Annotated in this window: 17 protein-coding genes and 1 pseudogene; 4 read left to right on the top strand and 14 right to left on the bottom strand. The window is 65.4% G+C overall.

Features of this window, described 5'->3' with window-relative positions; all coding sequences use genetic code 11:
* Nucleotides 1-4: 4 nt before the first annotated feature.
* The 3 genes and pseudogenes from TV39_RS03325 to glgX form a co-directional block, all read right to left on the bottom strand.
* Nucleotides 5-361 (bottom strand): barstar family protein, encoded by a 357-nt coding sequence (locus TV39_RS03325; protein WP_043478356.1) that lies wholly within the window; start codon nt 359-361, stop codon nt 5-7.
* 8 nt (nt 362-369) lie between these two features.
* A complete protein-coding gene (locus TV39_RS03320) occupies nt 370-831 on the bottom strand; it encodes a ribonuclease domain-containing protein (RefSeq protein WP_043478354.1) in 462 nt (153 codons plus the stop codon).
* 21 nt (nt 832-852) lie between these two features.
* A pseudogene (gene glgX, locus TV39_RS03315) lies at nt 853-2,968 on the bottom strand (glycogen debranching protein GlgX).
* 128 nt (nt 2,969-3,096) lie between these two features.
* Here glgX and TV39_RS03310 point away from each other — a divergent pair.
* Complete coding sequence (locus tag TV39_RS03310; RefSeq protein WP_043478351.1) at nt 3,097-3,927, top strand: carbon-nitrogen hydrolase family protein; 831 nt, start codon at nt 3,097-3,099, stop codon at nt 3,925-3,927.
* Nucleotides 3,928-3,951: 24 nt separating this feature from the next.
* Here TV39_RS03310 and rlmB read toward each other — a convergent pair whose 3' ends face one another.
* The 6 genes from rlmB to TV39_RS03280 form a co-directional block, all read right to left on the bottom strand.
* Nucleotides 3,952-4,938, bottom strand: a complete 987-nt coding sequence (rlmB, locus tag TV39_RS03305) for a 23S rRNA (guanosine(2251)-2'-O)-methyltransferase RlmB (protein ID WP_011690597.1) — start codon at nt 4,936-4,938, stop codon at nt 3,952-3,954.
* A gap of 89 nt (nt 4,939-5,027) precedes the next feature.
* A complete protein-coding gene (gene cysS, locus TV39_RS03300) occupies nt 5,028-6,497 on the bottom strand; it encodes a cysteine--tRNA ligase (protein ID WP_043478348.1) in 1,470 nt (489 codons plus the stop codon).
* 44 nt (nt 6,498-6,541) lie between these two features.
* On the bottom strand, nt 6,542-6,868 hold the full coding sequence (locus tag TV39_RS03295; protein WP_043478345.1) for a hypothetical protein: 327 nt from the start codon (nt 6,866-6,868) through the stop codon (nt 6,542-6,544).
* Nucleotides 6,869-6,936: 68 nt separating this feature from the next.
* Nucleotides 6,937-7,431 (bottom strand): 2-C-methyl-D-erythritol 2,4-cyclodiphosphate synthase, encoded by a 495-nt coding sequence (gene ispF / locus TV39_RS03290; RefSeq protein WP_144406295.1) that lies wholly within the window; start codon nt 7,429-7,431, stop codon nt 6,937-6,939.
* 2 nt (nt 7,432-7,433) lie between these two features.
* Nucleotides 7,434-8,255, bottom strand: coding sequence for a 2-C-methyl-D-erythritol 4-phosphate cytidylyltransferase (ispD, locus tag TV39_RS03285; protein ID WP_043478338.1), 822 nt, complete (start codon nt 8,253-8,255; stop codon nt 7,434-7,436).
* Between the two features lie 112 nt (nt 8,256-8,367).
* Nucleotides 8,368-8,850: a CarD family transcriptional regulator gene (locus TV39_RS03280; protein ID WP_011690592.1), complete on the bottom strand. Its 483-nt coding sequence runs from the start codon at nt 8,848-8,850 to the stop codon at nt 8,368-8,370.
* Between the two features lie 351 nt (nt 8,851-9,201).
* Here TV39_RS03280 and TV39_RS03275 point away from each other — a divergent pair, with 351 nt between their 5' ends.
* Nucleotides 9,202-9,738, top strand: coding sequence for a hypothetical protein (locus TV39_RS03275; RefSeq protein ID WP_043478335.1), 537 nt, complete (start codon nt 9,202-9,204; stop codon nt 9,736-9,738).
* Nucleotides 9,739-9,904: 166 nt separating this feature from the next.
* On the opposite strand, the gene TV39_RS03270 is transcribed toward TV39_RS03275, so the two are convergent.
* Nucleotides 9,905-10,585 (bottom strand): response regulator transcription factor, encoded by a 681-nt coding sequence (locus tag TV39_RS03270; protein ID WP_043478332.1) that lies wholly within the window; start codon nt 10,583-10,585, stop codon nt 9,905-9,907.
* Nucleotides 10,582-11,802, bottom strand: a complete 1,221-nt coding sequence (locus TV39_RS03265) for a sensor histidine kinase (protein ID WP_043478329.1) — start codon at nt 11,800-11,802, stop codon at nt 10,582-10,584. The genes TV39_RS03270 and TV39_RS03265 overlap by 4 nt, the downstream gene beginning before the upstream one ends.
* A gap of 205 nt (nt 11,803-12,007) precedes the next feature.
* On the opposite strand from TV39_RS03265, the gene phoU reads away from it, so the two are divergent.
* A complete protein-coding gene (gene phoU, locus TV39_RS03260) occupies nt 12,008-12,670 on the top strand; it encodes a phosphate signaling complex protein PhoU (RefSeq protein WP_043478326.1) in 663 nt (220 codons plus the stop codon).
* Nucleotides 12,671-12,746: 76 nt separating this feature from the next.
* Here the strand turns inward: phoU and TV39_RS03255 are convergent, their stop codons facing one another.
* A complete protein-coding gene (locus TV39_RS03255; protein ID WP_043478323.1) occupies nt 12,747-13,493 on the bottom strand; it encodes a phosphoglyceromutase in 747 nt (248 codons plus the stop codon).
* Nucleotides 13,494-13,594: 101 nt separating this feature from the next.
* Here TV39_RS03255 and TV39_RS03250 point away from each other — a divergent pair, with 101 nt between their 5' ends.
* Nucleotides 13,595-14,452: a class I SAM-dependent methyltransferase gene (locus tag TV39_RS03250; RefSeq protein ID WP_200890937.1), complete on the top strand. Its 858-nt coding sequence runs from the start codon at nt 13,595-13,597 to the stop codon at nt 14,450-14,452.
* Nucleotides 14,453-14,464: 12 nt separating this feature from the next.
* On the opposite strand, the gene TV39_RS03245 is transcribed toward TV39_RS03250, so the two are convergent.
* On the bottom strand, nt 14,465-14,818 hold the full coding sequence (locus TV39_RS03245; protein ID WP_011690585.1) for a DUF2516 family protein: 354 nt from the start codon (nt 14,816-14,818) through the stop codon (nt 14,465-14,467).
* Between the two features lie 9 nt (nt 14,819-14,827).
* Nucleotides 14,828-16,012 carry a trans-sulfuration enzyme family protein gene (locus TV39_RS03240; protein WP_043478320.1) on the bottom strand — a complete coding sequence of 395 codons (1,185 nt, stop codon included), beginning with the start codon at nt 16,010-16,012 and terminating at the stop codon, nt 14,828-14,830.
* Nucleotides 16,013-16,091 lie beyond the last annotated feature (79 nt).

The following is a 16,091-nucleotide window of genomic DNA, read 5'->3' as shown; positions in this document are numbered from 1 at the left end:
CCGGTTAGAGGCAGACGGTGATGACGGACAGGCTCTTGCCCGCGTAGCTCTCGGCATCCTGCAGGATCTCGCAGATAATGCCGAAGGACCGGTCCGAACGGAAAACGGCCGGGACCTGCCAGATAAACGTCAGAGGCTCCTTGCCGTCGTCCGTGACCGTGTCCGCGAAGTCGTGCAGCGAGTCGTTGAGGGCATCAAGGTTCACTCCATAGTGCGCCGGGAAATCCAGTACTTCCCCGAATGTCTGGAGCACCTCCTTTTTGGTATCGGCGGCCGGGATCACCAGGACCCGGCGTCCGGCGTCCGACGCCTGCTCGCGAAGCTCTTCTATGGTCCAGGTGTCTGCGGAGTAAATCTTCATTCGTGCCTCTATTTGCCTTCCAGAATTAGCAGAAAAGATTCATAGTGGTCGGGCGTGTAGTACTTTTCGCCGGCCCCGCCCACGACAATCCGGCGGGCTCCCCGGTCCGATTCGCCGGGAGTCCTGACCGTGAATTCCTTGTAATAGCCGCCCGGCTTCCGCGGCAGCAGACGCTCGAAATTGCTGAAGACGGCACCGTCACGCGAATAGGGGTACGGGCCGCCGCGGGCGATCAAGGCCAGGGCCTCCCGGGCCTCGGGCGGAAGGCCGGAGGCAGCGACAGCCTCCAGCCCCGAGGTGTTTTGCCCGTCGGGAACGGCAGGGACGGAACTTCCGACGGCGGGCGCGGACGCCGTCGTCGAACCCGCCGAAGTATCCGGGCTCCCCTGCGTGTTGGACAGCAGCATGCCCAGCCCGGCAACGAGCACCAGGACCGCGGCCAACAGCAGGAGCCTCGCGATACCCCTCATGCGTTCCCCATGTGCCGGGACCTACGTGCGGTAGATGCTGATGGTATTGGACTGCACCACGTCCCGTTCGCCGGCCGCCACCCGGACTCCCTGGCGGCGGTCTTGAAGCTCCGACGTGGTCAACCGGAGTTCGAACAGCCGCTTGCCCGTGCCTTCGTCGTTGCTGACGTCGGGCAGCGTGATCTTGATGTCGTGCGCGCTGCCGTTCACCACCACGAGTCCGTCCACCTGTCCGTCGTCCGAGCCCAGCAGCAGCTGGACCACCCGGTGCTGGGGATCGTTCCAGCGGTCCATGGACATGGGCTTGCCGTGTTCGTCGAACCAGTGCAGGTAGGCCTGTTTGTCCCGCGAAGGGTAGTGGTGCGGCTGGCCGGCCAGGAACTCCTTCCGGAGCCGGATGACGCGCTTGGTGCTCCTGAGCATGGCATGGGATTCGGGCGTGCTGGTCCAGTCGAGCCAGGTGATGTGGTTGTCCTGGCAGTAGGCGTTGTTGTTGCCCTGCTGGGTGCGGCCGATCTCGTCACCGGCGGTGATCATGGGGACGCCCATGGATACCATCAGGGTGGCCATCAGGTTGCGGCTGGTCTGCGCCCGGAGCGCCAGGATCTCTTCGTCTTCGGTGGGCCCCTCGAAGCCGTGGTTGTAGCTGCGGTTGTCCCCGTGGCCGTCCCGGTTCTGCTCGCCGTTGGCCTCGTTGTGCTTGCGGTCGTAGGACACGAGGTCGGCCAGCGTGAAGCCGTCATGCGCGGTGACGAGGTTAAGGGAGGCCATCCGGGACCGTCCCGAGTCCGCGAAAAGGCTTGCGGAGCCGGAGATGGAGTCGGCCAGGCGGGCGACGGAGCCGCCCTGGCCGCCGGCGTCTATCGCGGCCCGGTCTGCGAGCCAGAACGAGCGCAGGGCATCACGGTAGTGGTCGTTCCAGTCCACCCAGCCGGGCGGGAAGCGTCCGGTCTGCCAGCCGCCGTAGCCCACGTCCCAAGGCTCGGCGATCAGCTTGACGGAGGAGAGCACCGGGTCGGCGGCGACAGCCACGAGGAAGGGGTGGTGCGGATCGAAGTCGTTCGCGGCGTTGCGGCACAACGTGACCGCGAGATCGAAACGGAAGCCGTCAATGTGGAACTCGTCCACCCAGTACCTCAGCGAGTCAAGGACCAACTGAACCACGCGGGGGTGGCCGAAGTTCAGGCTGTTGCCGCACCCGGTGGTATCCACGTACCTGCCGTGGCCGTCGTTCCGGTAGTACTGCATCTCGCCGAGGCCGCGGAAGCTGAGCGTCTGGCCGTCCCGGCCGCCCTCGGCCGTGTGGTTATACACGACGTCCAGGATCACTTCCAGGCCGGCTGCGTGCAGGAGCTTGACCATGCCCTTGAATTCGTCCTGCACAGCCTGAGGGCCCGCAGCCTGGGCGGCACGGGTGGCGTAGGCCGGATGGGGCGCAAAAAAACGCCGCCGTGTTGTAGCCCCAGTAATTGGTCATGCCCAGGTTCTGCAGATGCGGCTCGTCCAAGTGGAAGTGGACAGGCAACAACTGGACAGAGGTAATGCCCAGGCCGACGAGATGCTCGATCATTGCCGGGTGGGCCATGCCGGCGTACGTGCCCCGGAGGTCCTCGGGAATGTCCGGATGCAGCATGCTCTGGCCACGGACGTGGGCTTCGTAAATGATGGTGTTGCGCCACGAGACGTGGGGATTGCGGTCCTCGCCCCAGTCGAATCCGCCGGACATGCGCACATTGGTGAGGAATCCGTCGCGCTGATCCACGGCGCGGCCGTACGGGTCCAGCAGCAGCGGCTGCTCGCCGTCGTCGTCGAACGCCACGGTTGGCACCGATACGGGCAAGGCGTCGTCCTCGGGCGAGGAGCGGAAACCGTAGCGGGATCCCGCGGGGAAGCCGTCCACAATGCCGTGGTGGACGTCGTTGGTGATGTTGGGCAGGGTCTTCAGCTGCCATGTGCCGCCGGGCGCGCAGTAGGCGATTTCCAGCGTCGCCACCCCGGGGGCGTAGACCGCGACATTGGCGCAGGCACTCTGAGGATCGTCCGTTGCCGGAGAACCCGTGCGCGGAACGCTGATACCCAGTGGAAACGGCCGGGAGGCGTCCACGGTGGAGGCTGTGTCTAGGAGTGGCATGACCATTGCTTAAATATTAGCTGTGCCACACAAATGTCCGATATTCCGCCCTATGTGTCGGGAAATGGGCTGGCCTTGTTCAGCGCTGCATACTGCGTTGCATACTGAAGTGAGACGCCAAGTTGGAGGTAATTGTGCGAGTTGCACTTGCTCAGGTAGTTACGGGCCGCGATATTTCCGGGAATCTGGACATCGTGGAAAAATTCGCCCGCAAAGCGAAAGAAGGCGGGGCCGAATTGGTGGTCTTCCCGGAGGCCACCATGCGCGCTTTCGGTAATTCGCTCATTGACATTGCCGAACCGCTGGATGGCCCGTGGGCCACCCGGCTGCGCAGCATTGCCCGGAAAAGGGACATCGTGATCGTGGCGGGAATGTTCACCCCCGGGGAGTCCGGCGATGCCGCCGGCAGCGATTCCGGCAACCGTGGCCGGAAAGTTCGTAACACCCTCCTGGCCACCGGTCCCGGTGTTGACGCCAGCTACGACAAGATCCACCTGTTCGACGCATTTGGCTTCGCCGAATCAGACACGGTGGATGCCGGCACTCGCCCTGTCACGTTTGAACTCGGCGGCATCAGCTTCGGACTGGCCACCTGCTACGACATCCGGTTCCCGGCACTGTTCACGGCCAACGCCGACCTGGGCGCCGAGGCCAACATCGTGTGTGCCTCCTGGGGAGCCGGCCCGGGGAAGGTCGATCAGTGGCGCCTGCTGGCTCGCGCCCGCGCCGTGGATACCACCACCTACGTGCTGGCATGCGGCCAGGCCGATCCCGCTACCGAAGGCGTCGAAACGAAGGGATCGGCGCCCACCGGGGTGGGCCACTCCGCCGTCGTCTCCCCGCTGGGTGAGGTCCTGGACGAGCTCGACGCCGGGACCGGGCTGCTGTTCGCCGACCTGGACCCCGCGGTCGTCAAGGAAGCCCGGACCAAACTCCCGGTCCTGGCTAACCGCCGCACGTTCTGAGCCCGTCCCCGGTGAGACGGGATCCTACTTCGCGGCGCGCTGCCTGGAAATTTCGTACAGGGAAATGCCGACGGCCATGGAGGCGTTGAGCGATTCCATCGCCGAGTCGATCGGGATCGAGACGATCTGGTCGCAGTTTTCGCGGACCAGGCGGCTCAGGCCCTTGCCCTCGGAACCGACCACAATGCACACGGGTTCCTTGGCCAGGCTGAGGTCCGGCAGCGAGACGTCGCCGTCGCCGTCGAGGCCCAGCACGTAGATGCCCATGTTCTTGAACGCCTTGAGTGTGTTGTTCAAGTTGGCGGCGCGCGCCACCGGAACGCGGACGGCTGCGCCGGCGCTGGTCTTCCAGGCGGAGGCAGTGACGCCGACCGAGCGGCGCTCCGGCACGATGACGCCGTGGCCGCTGAAGGCCGACACGGACCGGATGATCGCGCCAAGGTTGCGCGGATCGGTGATGCCGTCCAGTGCGACGAAGAGCGGCGCGTTGGCAACGTGGCCCTTCTTCCAGCTCTCCACGGTTTCCTCGGCGAGCTCGTACGCGTCCTGGTATTCGTAGGGCGGGATCTGCAGCACGAGGCCCTGGTGGATGGCGTCGTCCGTCATCCGGTCCAGTTCCGGCTTGCCGGTTTCCAGCAGCGGAATGCCGCGTTCGGCCGCGAGCTTGAGGGACTCCTTGACACGGTCATCCATCTCAATGCGGATGGCAACGTGGAGGGCCTTGGCCGGGATCCCGGCGCGAAGCGCTTCAACCACCGAGTTGCGTCCGGTGACGACTTCCTCCGTGGCACGGCCCTTCGGACCTGAGCGCGCACCGGCGCCGCGGGCTGCGCCCGGACGCTTGGCGGCGGACCGCTCAGCAAGCTGCTTGTTCTTGTGGGCCTTGTGGTACGGGCGGTCCTCCGCCTTGGGAGTGGGGCCCTTGCCCTCGAGGGCCTTGCGGCCGTGGCCACCCGTTCCGATGGTGGGGCCCTTCTTTGCTTTGACCGACCGGCGACCGTTGTTGGCCATGAGTTTCACCCTTGCTTTGTTGAGTAAGTCTGACCTCCAGTCTACTTACTCAGGCTAAATCGCCGGTCCGGCGCCCGGTCCTGCGGAACTCAGCCGCGCTTGAGGCTCCAGCTGGCACCGTCCGGACCATCCTCGACGACGACGCCCGCCGCGGCCAAAGTGTCCCGGATGGCGTCCGACGCCGCCCAGTCCTTGGTGGCCCGCGCCTGTGCCCGGGCGCCCAGCTGGGCTTCGACGAGGACGCCCAGTGCCGTGTCCGCGTGGTCGTCCCGTGCGGGGGCTGCGACATCGTTCAGGCCCAGGACGCGGAGCATGTCGGTTACCGAGTGCAGGGCAGTCCGTGCCGCGGCGTTGTCGCCTGCGGTGAGGGCGGTGTTCCCGGCCCGCACGGTGTCATGCAGGGCGGCCAGCGCCTGCGGAACATTGAGGTCGTCGTCCATGGCCGCGGCGAAGGCGTCCGGAACCTCGCCGGACCTGCCGAACAGCAAGGAGCCTGCACCGGACAAGCCGTCGTCAGACAGCGTCCGCACGGCGCGGGCCACGAAGCCGTCGATCCGTTCCATCGCGGCGGCCGCCTCCTGCAGCGAGGTGGGCTGGTAGTCCAGCACGGAGCGGTACTGTGCCTGGCCAAGGTAGTAACGCACCACCCGCGGCGAAGCGAGTTCCAGCATTTCCGCCGGGCTGACGGTGTTGCCGATGGACTTGGACATCTTTTCGCCCTGGTACGTCACCATGCCGTTGTGCATCCAGAAGTTGGCGAAGGGGTGCCCTGCCGCCTGGGACTGGGCCATTTCGTTTTCATGGTGCGGGAACCGGAGGTCCAGGCCGCCGCCGTGGATGTCGAATTCGGTGCCGAGGTATTTGGTGACCATGGCCGAGCACTCCAGATGCCAGCCCGGACGGCCGGCTCCCCAGGGCGAAACCCAGCTGGCCGTCGTCGGCTCCCCCTCCTTGTGGCCCTTCCACAGCGCAAAGTCCCTCGGATCCTTCTTTCCCCGGGGGTCGGCGTCGGGAGCTCCCTGCATGTCATCGATCTTCTGGCGGGTGAGCGAACCGTAGCGGTTCCAGGAGCGGACATCGAAGTAGACGTCGCCGGAGTCGTCGAGGGCCGGGTAAGCGTGGCCGCGGTCGATCAGCCGCTGGATCAGGGCGTGCATTTCCGGAATGTGGCCGGTGGCGCGCGGCTCGTACGTGGGGCGGGAAACGCCGAGCGTGTCGTAGGCCTTGAGGAACGCCTGTTCGTAGCGGTAGGCCAGCGCCCACCATTCTTCCTCGCGGATGTCGTCCGGGCCTTCCTCGAAGTCCGGTTCAAAGGAGAGTGCGGACTTGGCGAGGATTTTGTCGTCGATGTCGGTGACGTTGCGGACCACTGTCACACGGAAGCCGCGGTACTCCAGCCACCGGGTGAGCTGGTCGAAGGCAATGGCCGACCGGATGTGCCCCACGTGCGGCAGGCCCTGCACCGTCGCGCCGCAGTAATACAGGCTCACCTTGCCCGGTATCAGAGGGACGAAGTCGCGGACTTCGGCGGATGCTGTGTCGTAAAAGCGCAGGGTCACCGCTCCAGATTAGCCGATGGCCTTTAGGGCGGTGCCCACCAGAGCTATTTGCAGACTTCGCCGATCTTGTTGTTCTGTTCGCTCAGCTGCTTTGTCTGTTCGGAGCTCTTGGTGCCCAGCGACGTTTCGGCCACCTTCTTCATGACGTCCGCCATTTTTTGGATGGGTCCGGCAACCTCAGGGGCCATCTTGTCCGCCACTTCCTGGTAATGCTTGGCGATCTGGTCAGCCTGCTGCTGCTGGTTTCCGGTGGGGACGAAAGTGTCCCCGTTGAGGAACTTGCAGCTTTCCTCAACGCTCATCTTCGGAGTGCCGCAGCCGGTCAGCAGCATCCCTGCAACGAGTACGACGGCGGCAAGCGGCTTCTTCACGAGGGGTCTCCTGGAGTGTTCGGCTGGGAAATGACTCCCTTAAGCCTAGGCGAAACGCCGGCCCTGCTTCAGCCCGTCCGGTACACCAACGCGGTAGCGAGGGCCGAGATGCCTTCCCCGCGGCCGGTGAAGCCGAGGCCGTCGCTGGTGGTGGCGCTGACGCTGACGGGGGCGTCCGCCGCAGCACTCAGGACCGTCTGGGATTCCTCCCGGCGCGGACCGAATTTGGGCCTGTTGCCGACAAACTGCACCGCGATGTTCCCTATCTCAAACCCTTCCGCCCGCACAATGCGGGCGGCCTCGGCTAGGAGGGTCACGCCGGAGGCGCCTGCGAATTCAGGGCGGTCCGTGCCGAAATGGGTGCCGAGATCCCCTATTCCGGCGGCCGAAAACAGTGCATCTGCAGCCGCGTGGGCCACGGGATCGCCATCGGAGTGCCCGGCCAGGCCCTGCTCGCCTTCCCACAGAAGTCCGCCCAGCCAGAGCGCCCGCGGGCTGTCCGGGGCGGCAAAAGCATGGACGTCGATGCCGATGCCGGTTCTGGGAATGATGGGAGGTGCCACGTTCAGCCCTCCACCCAGCGTGCGCCGAGCGGCCCTTCCAGCAGGCCCTCGGCAATGATGAGGTCCAAGGGAGTGGTGATCTTCAGTGACTGGCTGGCTCCGCGGACAGCATGGACCGGGACACCCAGCCGTTCCACCAGCATGGCGTCATCCGTTATGGCGGCGGCCTGGGCTTCGTCGAAGCCGGCAGCCTCCCGGTGCGCCTTCAATAGCGTGCCAAGGTCGAATCCCTGCGGGGTCTGCACGGCGCGCAGCTTCTCCCGCGGTGCCGTGCCCACCACCATCTCCGGCGCAATCCGTGCGTCCTCGTCGCTGGTTGCTTCAACGGTCTTGACGGTGTCCACCACGGGTATCACGGGGATGACCGCCAGGGCGCCAGCCGCCAGGGAGTCCACCACGCGATGGAAGACAGACTCCGGCGTCAGGGCGCGGGCGGCGTCGTGGACCAGCACAGCCTGGGTGCCCTCTTCCAGGGCTGCCAAGGCCGAACGGACCGATTCGGTACGCGTGGCACCGCCGTCGACGATCGTCAGCAGCGGCCCGCCGTCGGCGAGTTCGCCTGTGAAGTCATCGCACATCCGCCGGAGTGCTCCGTCGCCCGGCGGAAGCGCGACGCAGACCTGCTGCGCGACGCCTGAGGAAACGATCCCGCGCAGCGCGTGCATCAGGATGGGTTCCCCGCCGAGGGGGACCCTCGCCTTGGGCATACCATAACCGAGCCGCTGCCCGGACCCGGCCGCGACCAACACCACGGCTACCACGGGACGGGGGGCGTGTTCCCCGTCATCCGGCGCGGCTCCGGCGGAAATTTCTGTTGCAGTCATGGGCACAACACTACGTGGCCGGGCCCTTCCGGCGCCGGGCGAAATCCCGGATTTTGTCCAAAAAAGGGCAAAAAGAAACCCCGGCGGCTGGTGAGCCACCGGGGTTCAATTCTTAGGAAGCCAAGACTTCGTCGAGAACGCTTGCAGCCTTCTCTTCATCCGTCTTTTCAGCCAGTGCCAGTTCTGAAATCAGAATCTGGCGGGCCTTGGCCAGCATACGCTTCTCACCTGCGGAAAGGCCGCGGTCGTGATCCCGGCGCCACAGATCGCGAACGACCTCTGCCACCTTGATGACGTCCCCGGAAGCAAGCTTCTCCAGATTTGCCTTGTAACGACGCGACCAGTTGGTAGGCTCTTCAGTGAACTCGGCCCGCAGCACGTCAAAGACATGCTCCAAACCTTCTTTGCCCACTACGTCACGAACACCAACAAGGTCAACGTTCTCTGCTGGAACTTCAATGGTCAGATCACCCTGGGCCACCTTGAGCTTGAGATACATTTTCTCTTCGCCCTTGATGGTGCGCATCTTGATTTCTTCAATTTTTGCTGCACCGTGGTGAGGGTAAACTACTGTCTCGCCGACCTCAAAAACCATGTGGACTTTCCCCTTTCCCGCAGACCAGTTTATCACGATTAAGGCATACAACTGGCACGGATCGGGGCCTCGAACCCAGTAAATACAAGGAAAATGGGGCCAATCAACCCCCTTCAACCCCTTGACGGATGCGGATATTAGTGCATCGGGAGGGGCGTGCCAAGGGCAGACGGAGGCAGCCGGCGGCCAGGGTTGCGGCGCAGCCGACAGGGTACGGAGCGGTCAGGCGGGACGGGTTTCCGGACGTTAATGTGTACCGCCCGAATCCTTGTTTGAGACCGTTTGAGGATAGGCTATGGCTGAATAATGTTTCAAGACTCTCAAGGAGTGCGTGACGTGCGTTTCACTGCGATGAACCGGGGCCAGCGCGGCAAGCTGGCAATGGCAACGGCAGCACTTGCCATCGGCCTGCTGTCCGTGACCGGCTGCGGCTACATCAACCCGCAGCAAACTTCTGAGCAGTACTCGGCGTCTGACGGCACCAGGGAAGATCTGGGCCCCCTCCAGATCCGCAACTTCATGATCGTTTCCACCGGCGAGGACAAGCCGGGCCGCGTGGTCGGCGCTGTTTACAATTCCTCGTCCAGCGACGTCAAGCTGACCATCAACGGTGCGGGAGGCTCACAGACGCAGGTGCCTGTGAAGAAGAACTCCTACACCCTCCTCAACGAATCCGCGGATCCGGCGATCCTCAGCACCACGGGCGCCATCCCGGGCTCCCTGTCCGAGGTCACCATTTCCGAGGACGGCACCAACCAGACCGCCAAGGTCAAGGTGCCCGTGCTGGACGCCACGCTGCCCGAGTACAAGCAGTACCTGCCGGAAGGCAGCGAACCCACCCCGTCCGGGACCGCTACGCCGACTCCCACGAGCAGCGAAAGCCACTAGCTCGCAACACCAGAAAGGAGGGCTCCCGCCGCGCGGGAGCCCTCCTTTTGTGCTGTCCGGTTGTGTTGCGCCGGTTTCGCCCTGCCCGGCGCGCCGGGGGGCCGGTGTGCCGGGGGGGCCGGTGTGCCGGTGTGCCGGGGGGCCGGTGTGCCGGGGGCGGTGTTGCCTAGGGTTCGAACTTGTAGCCCAGGCCGCGGACCGTCACGAGGTACCGCGGTGCCGACGGGTCCGGCTCGATCTTGCTGCGCAGCCTTTTGACGTGGACATCAAGGGTCTTGGTGTCGCCAACGTAATCGGACCCCCAGACCCGGTCGATCAACTGGCCGCGGGTCAGCACCCGGCCTGAATTGCGGAGCAGCATCTCCAGCAGTTCGAATTCCTTCAGCGGCAGCGATACCTGCTCGCCGTCCACGCTCACCACGTGGCGTTCGACGTCCATCCGCACGGGACCGGCCTGGACCGTGTTGGTGATGAGCTCCTCGGGCTCGCCCTGCCGCCGCAGGACCGCCCTGACCCGGGCAACGAGTTCCCGGGATGAATACGGTTTGGTGACGTAGTCGTCAGCCCCGAGTTCCAGCCCCACGACCTTATCGATTTCAGCGTCCTTGGCTGTCAGCATGATGACAGGGACGGTGGAACGCTGGCGAAGCTGCCGGCACACTTCGGTGCCGGACTGGCCGGGCAGCTGGAGGTCCAGGAGCACCAGGTCAGCCCCGTTCCGGTCGAACTCCGTGATGGCGTCCAGGCCGTTATCCACGACCTCCACCTCGAATCCTTCCTTGCCCAGAAGGTAGGACAGCGGGTCGCTGAACGACTCCTCGTCCTCGACTATGAGAATCCTGCTCAAGCGCTGGCTCCTTGCTCATGGACGCCGGAGGCGTCGTTACTGTGTAGTGAGGTGCTGCGGGCGGCCGCTGCCGGCGCCGCGGAGGCGTCGCCGTCGTCCTGCCCCTCCATCTCTGGAAGCCTGATGGTGAAGGTGGACCCCTGGCCGGGCTGCGACCACAGCGTCACTTCCCCGCCGTGGTTGGAAATAACGTGCTTGACGATGCTCAGGCCCAGGCCGGTACCGCCGGTCTGCCGCGACCTGGCGGCGTCCACACGGTAAAAGCGTTCAAAGACGCGTTCCTGGTCCTCCGGGCTGAGGCCGTCCCCCTGGTCGGTGACAGAGATGGAGATCAGCCCTTCCTTGGCGCGAACGCCGACGCCCACCTTGGTGTTCTCCGGAGAATAGCGGATGGCGTTGTCGATCAGGTTCCGCAGCGCCGTCACGAGCAGGTCCTGGTCCCCGTAGACCATGGCGTCCACATGGCCGCCGACCACAATGGAGATGTTCTTGCTTTCGGCGGGAAGCTGCGAACGGTCCACGGCCTCGGTGATGACGGAGTTGATGTCCACCGCGTGCCCCTGCTGGGCAACGTTGGCGCCCTGCAGCCGGGAGAGTTCAATGATGTCCTGCACCAGCGCGGCCAGCCGGGTCGATTCCTTCTGCATCCGCTTGGCGAAGCGGCGGACGGCCTCTTCGTCATCCGCCGAGGACTCAAGCGCTTCCGCCAGCAGGGATATGGCGCCGACCGGGGTCTTGAGCTCGTGGGACACGTTGGCCACGAAGTCGTTGCGGATCTCCTCGGTGCGGGTGATCTCGGTCCGGTCGTCCGCCAGCAGCAGGATGTATTCCTCACCGAGCATGGCTGCCCGGACCTGGACGATGATGGTCCCCTGGCCCAGCGGACCCCGGGGCAGTTCGAACTGCTTCTCGAGGATGACGCCGTCGCGCCTCACCCGCGCCGTCATGTCCAGGAGCTGCTTGTGGACTACCGTGTGGCCGCGGACGAGGCCGAAGGCATACGCCGCCGGGCTTGCCCTCACCACGCCGTCGATCGCGTCGACCACGACGAAGGCACGGCCGACGACGGCGAGCACCTCCGCGGCGCCGGGCGGCAGCGCCGGTTCGTCGAATTCAACATCCACCAGCTTGCGCTGCTGTTCGCTGACCCGGAAGGCGAGCACGCCAAAGATGCCGAAGGACAGGCCGATGAGGCCCGCGATGACACCGATGAGCATAGGATCCACGGTTCCAGCTTATGCTCTGCCCCGGGCGCCCAAAGCGAATCTGATGCGATTCCCGGCCGGGTTCAGCTAACGTTCACCTATAGGTGCGTAACAGTTCACCGGACGCTGACAGAGTTATTAGTTGGACTGCAGAGCGGTGATACGAAATCCGGCTGCCACTTCGGTGGGGGACGGTTTTCCAAGGAAAGGACGCGTAGTGCGTAAGGTTTTTCAGGAGGAGCTCACACAGGTGGGCGAGCAGCTCGTCGAAATTTCAAAGCTGGTGAGCGAGGCCATCGCCAAGGCCACCACTGCTTTCGAGGGGGCGGACGTCGACCTCGCCCAGGATGTCATCGCCGCCGACGCCAGGATCGACTTCCTGCAGAACAGCCTGGACGAGCGGGCCATCGACATCCTGGCCCTCCAGGGGCCCGTGGCCAGCGACCTCCGGATGATCGTGGGTTCCCTGCGGATGAGTGCCTCGCTGGAGCGCATGGGAGACCTCGCCCGGCACATCGCCCAGCTGGCGCGGCTCCGCTACCCGGCCAACGTGATTCCGGCGCAGCTCGCCGAAACCTTCAAGAGCTTCGCCGAGCAGGACCAGCTGATCGCAGACAAGCTCACCGAGCTCCTGGAAACGCGTGACCTGGAAGTTGCCCGTGACATCCTCAAGGCGAATGCGACCGTCAACGACCTCCACCTGAGCGTCTTCAAGGCCATCGCCCGCAGCGACTGGAACGAGTCACCGGCCACCACCGTGGACGTCGCCCTGGCCAGCCGCTACTTTGAACGCTTCGCAGACCACGGCGTGTCCGTCGCCCAGAAAGTCACGTACCTGGTCACCGGCGCGTGGCACCCGCACAGCACCGAAATCAGCTGATCTCTTAGCCGGGATTCCATCCGGCATAACGACGGCGGGCCGGTCACCGAAAGGTGACCGGCCCGCCGTCGTTCGCTTACTTTTTGCCCTGGTTCGCGACTGCCTTGATGGATTCGGCAGCGGCCTCGGGGTCGAGGTAGGTGCCGCCGGGGTTGAGCGGCTTGAAGTCCTCGTCGAGGTCGTAGACCAGCGGGATGCCGGTGGGGATGTTCAGGCCGGCAATGGCTTCGTCGCTGATGCCGTCAAGGTGCTTGACCAAGGCGCGCAGGGAGTTGCCGTGGGCGGTGACCAGGACGGTCTTACCGGCTTTGAGGTCTTCCTTGATGTCCGATTCCCAGTAGGGCATCAGGCGGATGAGGACGTCCTTGAGGCACTCGGTGCGCGGGAGGGCGTCGCCCAGGTCGGCATAGCGGGGATCGTGCGCCTGGGAGAACTCGCTGCTGTCGTCCAGGGGCGGCGGCGGGGTGTCGTACGAACGGCGCCATTCCATGAACTGCTCTTCACCGTACTCGGCAAGCGTCTGTGCCTTGTCCTTGCCCTGCAGTGCACCGTAGTGGCGCTCGTTCAGGCGCCAGTCGCGCTTGACCGGGATCCAGCCGCGGTCGGCCTTGTCCAGGGCGATGTTGGCGGTGTTGATGGCACGCTTCAGGAGGGAGGTGTAGAGCACATCCGGGAGAACATTGTTCTCAACCAGAAGCTCCCCGCCGCGTGCCGCTTCCTCGCGGCCCTGGTCGTTAAGGTCAACATCCACCCAGCCGGTGAACAGGTTCTTGGCGTTCCATTCGCTGTGGCCGTGGCGCAGCAGAATCAGCTTGTAAGTCATGGTTTTCATCCTAGCCGAGCAGGCGGCGGCCCCGCCGAGCGTTACACCGGCCGGCCGTAATCGGGGCAGGACGCCGGGACCAGGACCGTTAAGCTTGTCCGGTGGTGCAGAAAGCTGAACGGGTGGCCGCCGCCCGGACCGGGAGCGGAACCAGGGGCGGGGCCGGCGGCGCCGGCAAAAACAGCCGGCCGGTGGGCAACGTGACCCGCGGCACCACCAACCCCAACCGGATGCGGCGCCTGGACCGGTGGCTCACGGGGACACAGGCCTGGCGGCTGCGCCGGGCAAGCGACCCGCTGGTCATTGACCTGGGCTACGGCGCCTCGCCGGCCACCGCCGTCGAACTGTTCGACCGTTTGTCCGCGGTGCGCACGGATGTCCGGGTGGCCGGGATAGAGATTGAGCCCGAGCGGGTCCGGGCGGCCAAACCCTTGGAGCGGTCCGGGCTGAGCTTCCATGTGGGCGGGTTCGAGATCCCCGTGCCCGGGCAGCCGGTGATAGTACGCGCGTTCAACGTCCTTCGGCAGTACGAGGAAGCGGACGTTGAGGCCATCTGGGCGCTGGTCCGGGGCCGGCTGGGCCCCAACGGGCTGTTCATCGACGGCACCTGCGACGAAATCGGACGCCGCGTGACCTGGGTGGCGCTGGACGCCGGCGGTCCGCTGAGCCTGAGCATCTCCATGCGCTTCGGCGGCTTCGCGCTGCCCTCCGAGATTGCCGAGCGCCTGCCGAAAGCCCTGATCCACCGGAACGTGCCCGGGGAGAGAATCCACGGCTTCCTGCAGGCACTGGACAAGGCCTGGCTGGACGCAGCGCCGCTGGCCGCGTTCGGGAACCGGCAACGGTGGACAGCCATGTGCCGCGCAATGCTCGACGGCGGCTGGCCCGTCCAGGACGGACCGTCACGCTGGCGGCTGGGCGAGTTAACTGTCGGTTGGGACGCTGTGGCGCCCGCCTGAGGTGTTGCCTGGTTACCAGGGCCCGTAGGGACCCATGTTGCGGCTGCCGCCGCGGCCGGCGTCTTTCACTGCGGGTCGCACGTCAGCGAGGTACACCGACGCAGCGGTGACCGCCGCGAGGCCGAACAGGCCGAGGGTGCCGAAACCGCCACCGCCGCCACCGTAAAGGGACAGGCCGCCGATGGCCACAGCGCCGCCGGTCAATGCCAGCCAGAACGTTTTGGTCCGCTTGGAAACAGCCTCAAAGGCGTTCGCCTTGTGGCGCAGGCAATCAAAGAACGCCCATGCTTCAAGACCAAAAGCCACGAGCGCAAGGATGAAATAGACCCAGGTCTCGACGAAGATAATCAACTGTTTTCCGTCCACGTCCCCAGCCTAGCCGCCCAAAGCGTCCAAGGCCTGCTCCAAATCGGCCCAGAGGTCTTCAACGTTTTCAATCCCGACGCTCAGGCGGACCAGGTTGTCCGGTACGCTGACCGGTTCGGCCGCGTGGCGGCGTCGTCGTTCAATCAGGGATTCAACCCCGCCCAGCGAGGTGGCGGGCAGCCACAGGTGCAGGGCACGGACCACCTTGTCCGCAGCCTCGGCCCCGTTGAGGCCGCCGGCCGGGGCGATCTGCACGCACAGGATGGAACCGAAGCCCTTCATCTGCGACTTGGCGCGCTCGTGGCCGGGATCCGTTTCCAGTCCCGGGAACCGGATGCTCTCGATCCGGGGATGGTTGCTCAGCCGCTCGGCAAGGACGGCCGCCGACGCCTGCGAACGCTCGATGCGCAGCGCCAGGGTCCGCAGCCCGCGCAGTGCAAGCCAGGCTTCGAACGGGCCTGCAATACCGCCGTGGATGATGCGGTGGTGCAGCAGCTTTGCGCGGATCGCAGCGTCGGAGGTCACCAGGGCGCCCAAAACGACGTCGGAATGTCCGGCCAGGTATTTGGTCACGGAATGGAGGACGACGTCGGACCCCAGGCTCAGCGGCTGCTGGACGAGTGGCGTGGAAAACGTGTTGTCGGTGACAACGATCGCGCCTGCCTCGTGGGCGGCAGCGGTCAGGGCACGGATGTCAGCGATGCCGAGCATCGGGTTGGTGGGGCTTTCCAGCCACAGCATGCTGGCGGGCTTGCCCTCCGCCGGAGCGAGCAGGGCCTTCACGGCATCGGTGTCCGCGATGTCCACGGTGCGAAGTTCGAACAGGCCCTTCTCCGCGAGTTCCGTTGCCATCACCAATGAACCGGCATAGCTGTGCGACGGCATCACCAGCACTCCCCCGGCCGGGATGAGGGACAGCGCCGAACTGACGGCGGCCAGCCCGGAGGCGTACAGCAGCCCTGGGAGGGACGACCCCTCCAGCTGGCCCAGGGCTTCTTCGAAGGGATCCCACGTGGGATTGGAGTAGCGCCCGTAGCCGCGGTCGCCGTCTGCGAGCGGTCCCGTCCCGAAATAGGTGGAGGACAGGACGATGGGCGGGTTGACGGGCGCATCGCGTTTGCGGGCCGGGCGGCCGGCGGCCACAACCACCGTTTCAGCCGACAGCGCGGCCGCTTGCTGTTCGGAAAGACTCATGGTGAAAGAGTACGTGGGAGGCCCACAGCGCAGGAAAGGCGTTACGGCCCGGCACCTACGGTGTCAGTGATTATCGGTA

Origin of the sequence: Arthrobacter sp. SPG23 (assembly GCF_000876655.1) — a bacterium.
Classification (GTDB): Bacteria; Actinomycetota; Actinomycetes; order Actinomycetales; family Micrococcaceae; genus Arthrobacter.
The sequence above is the reverse complement of the archived record's forward strand: the minus strand, read 5'-3'. Positions and strand labels throughout refer to the sequence as shown.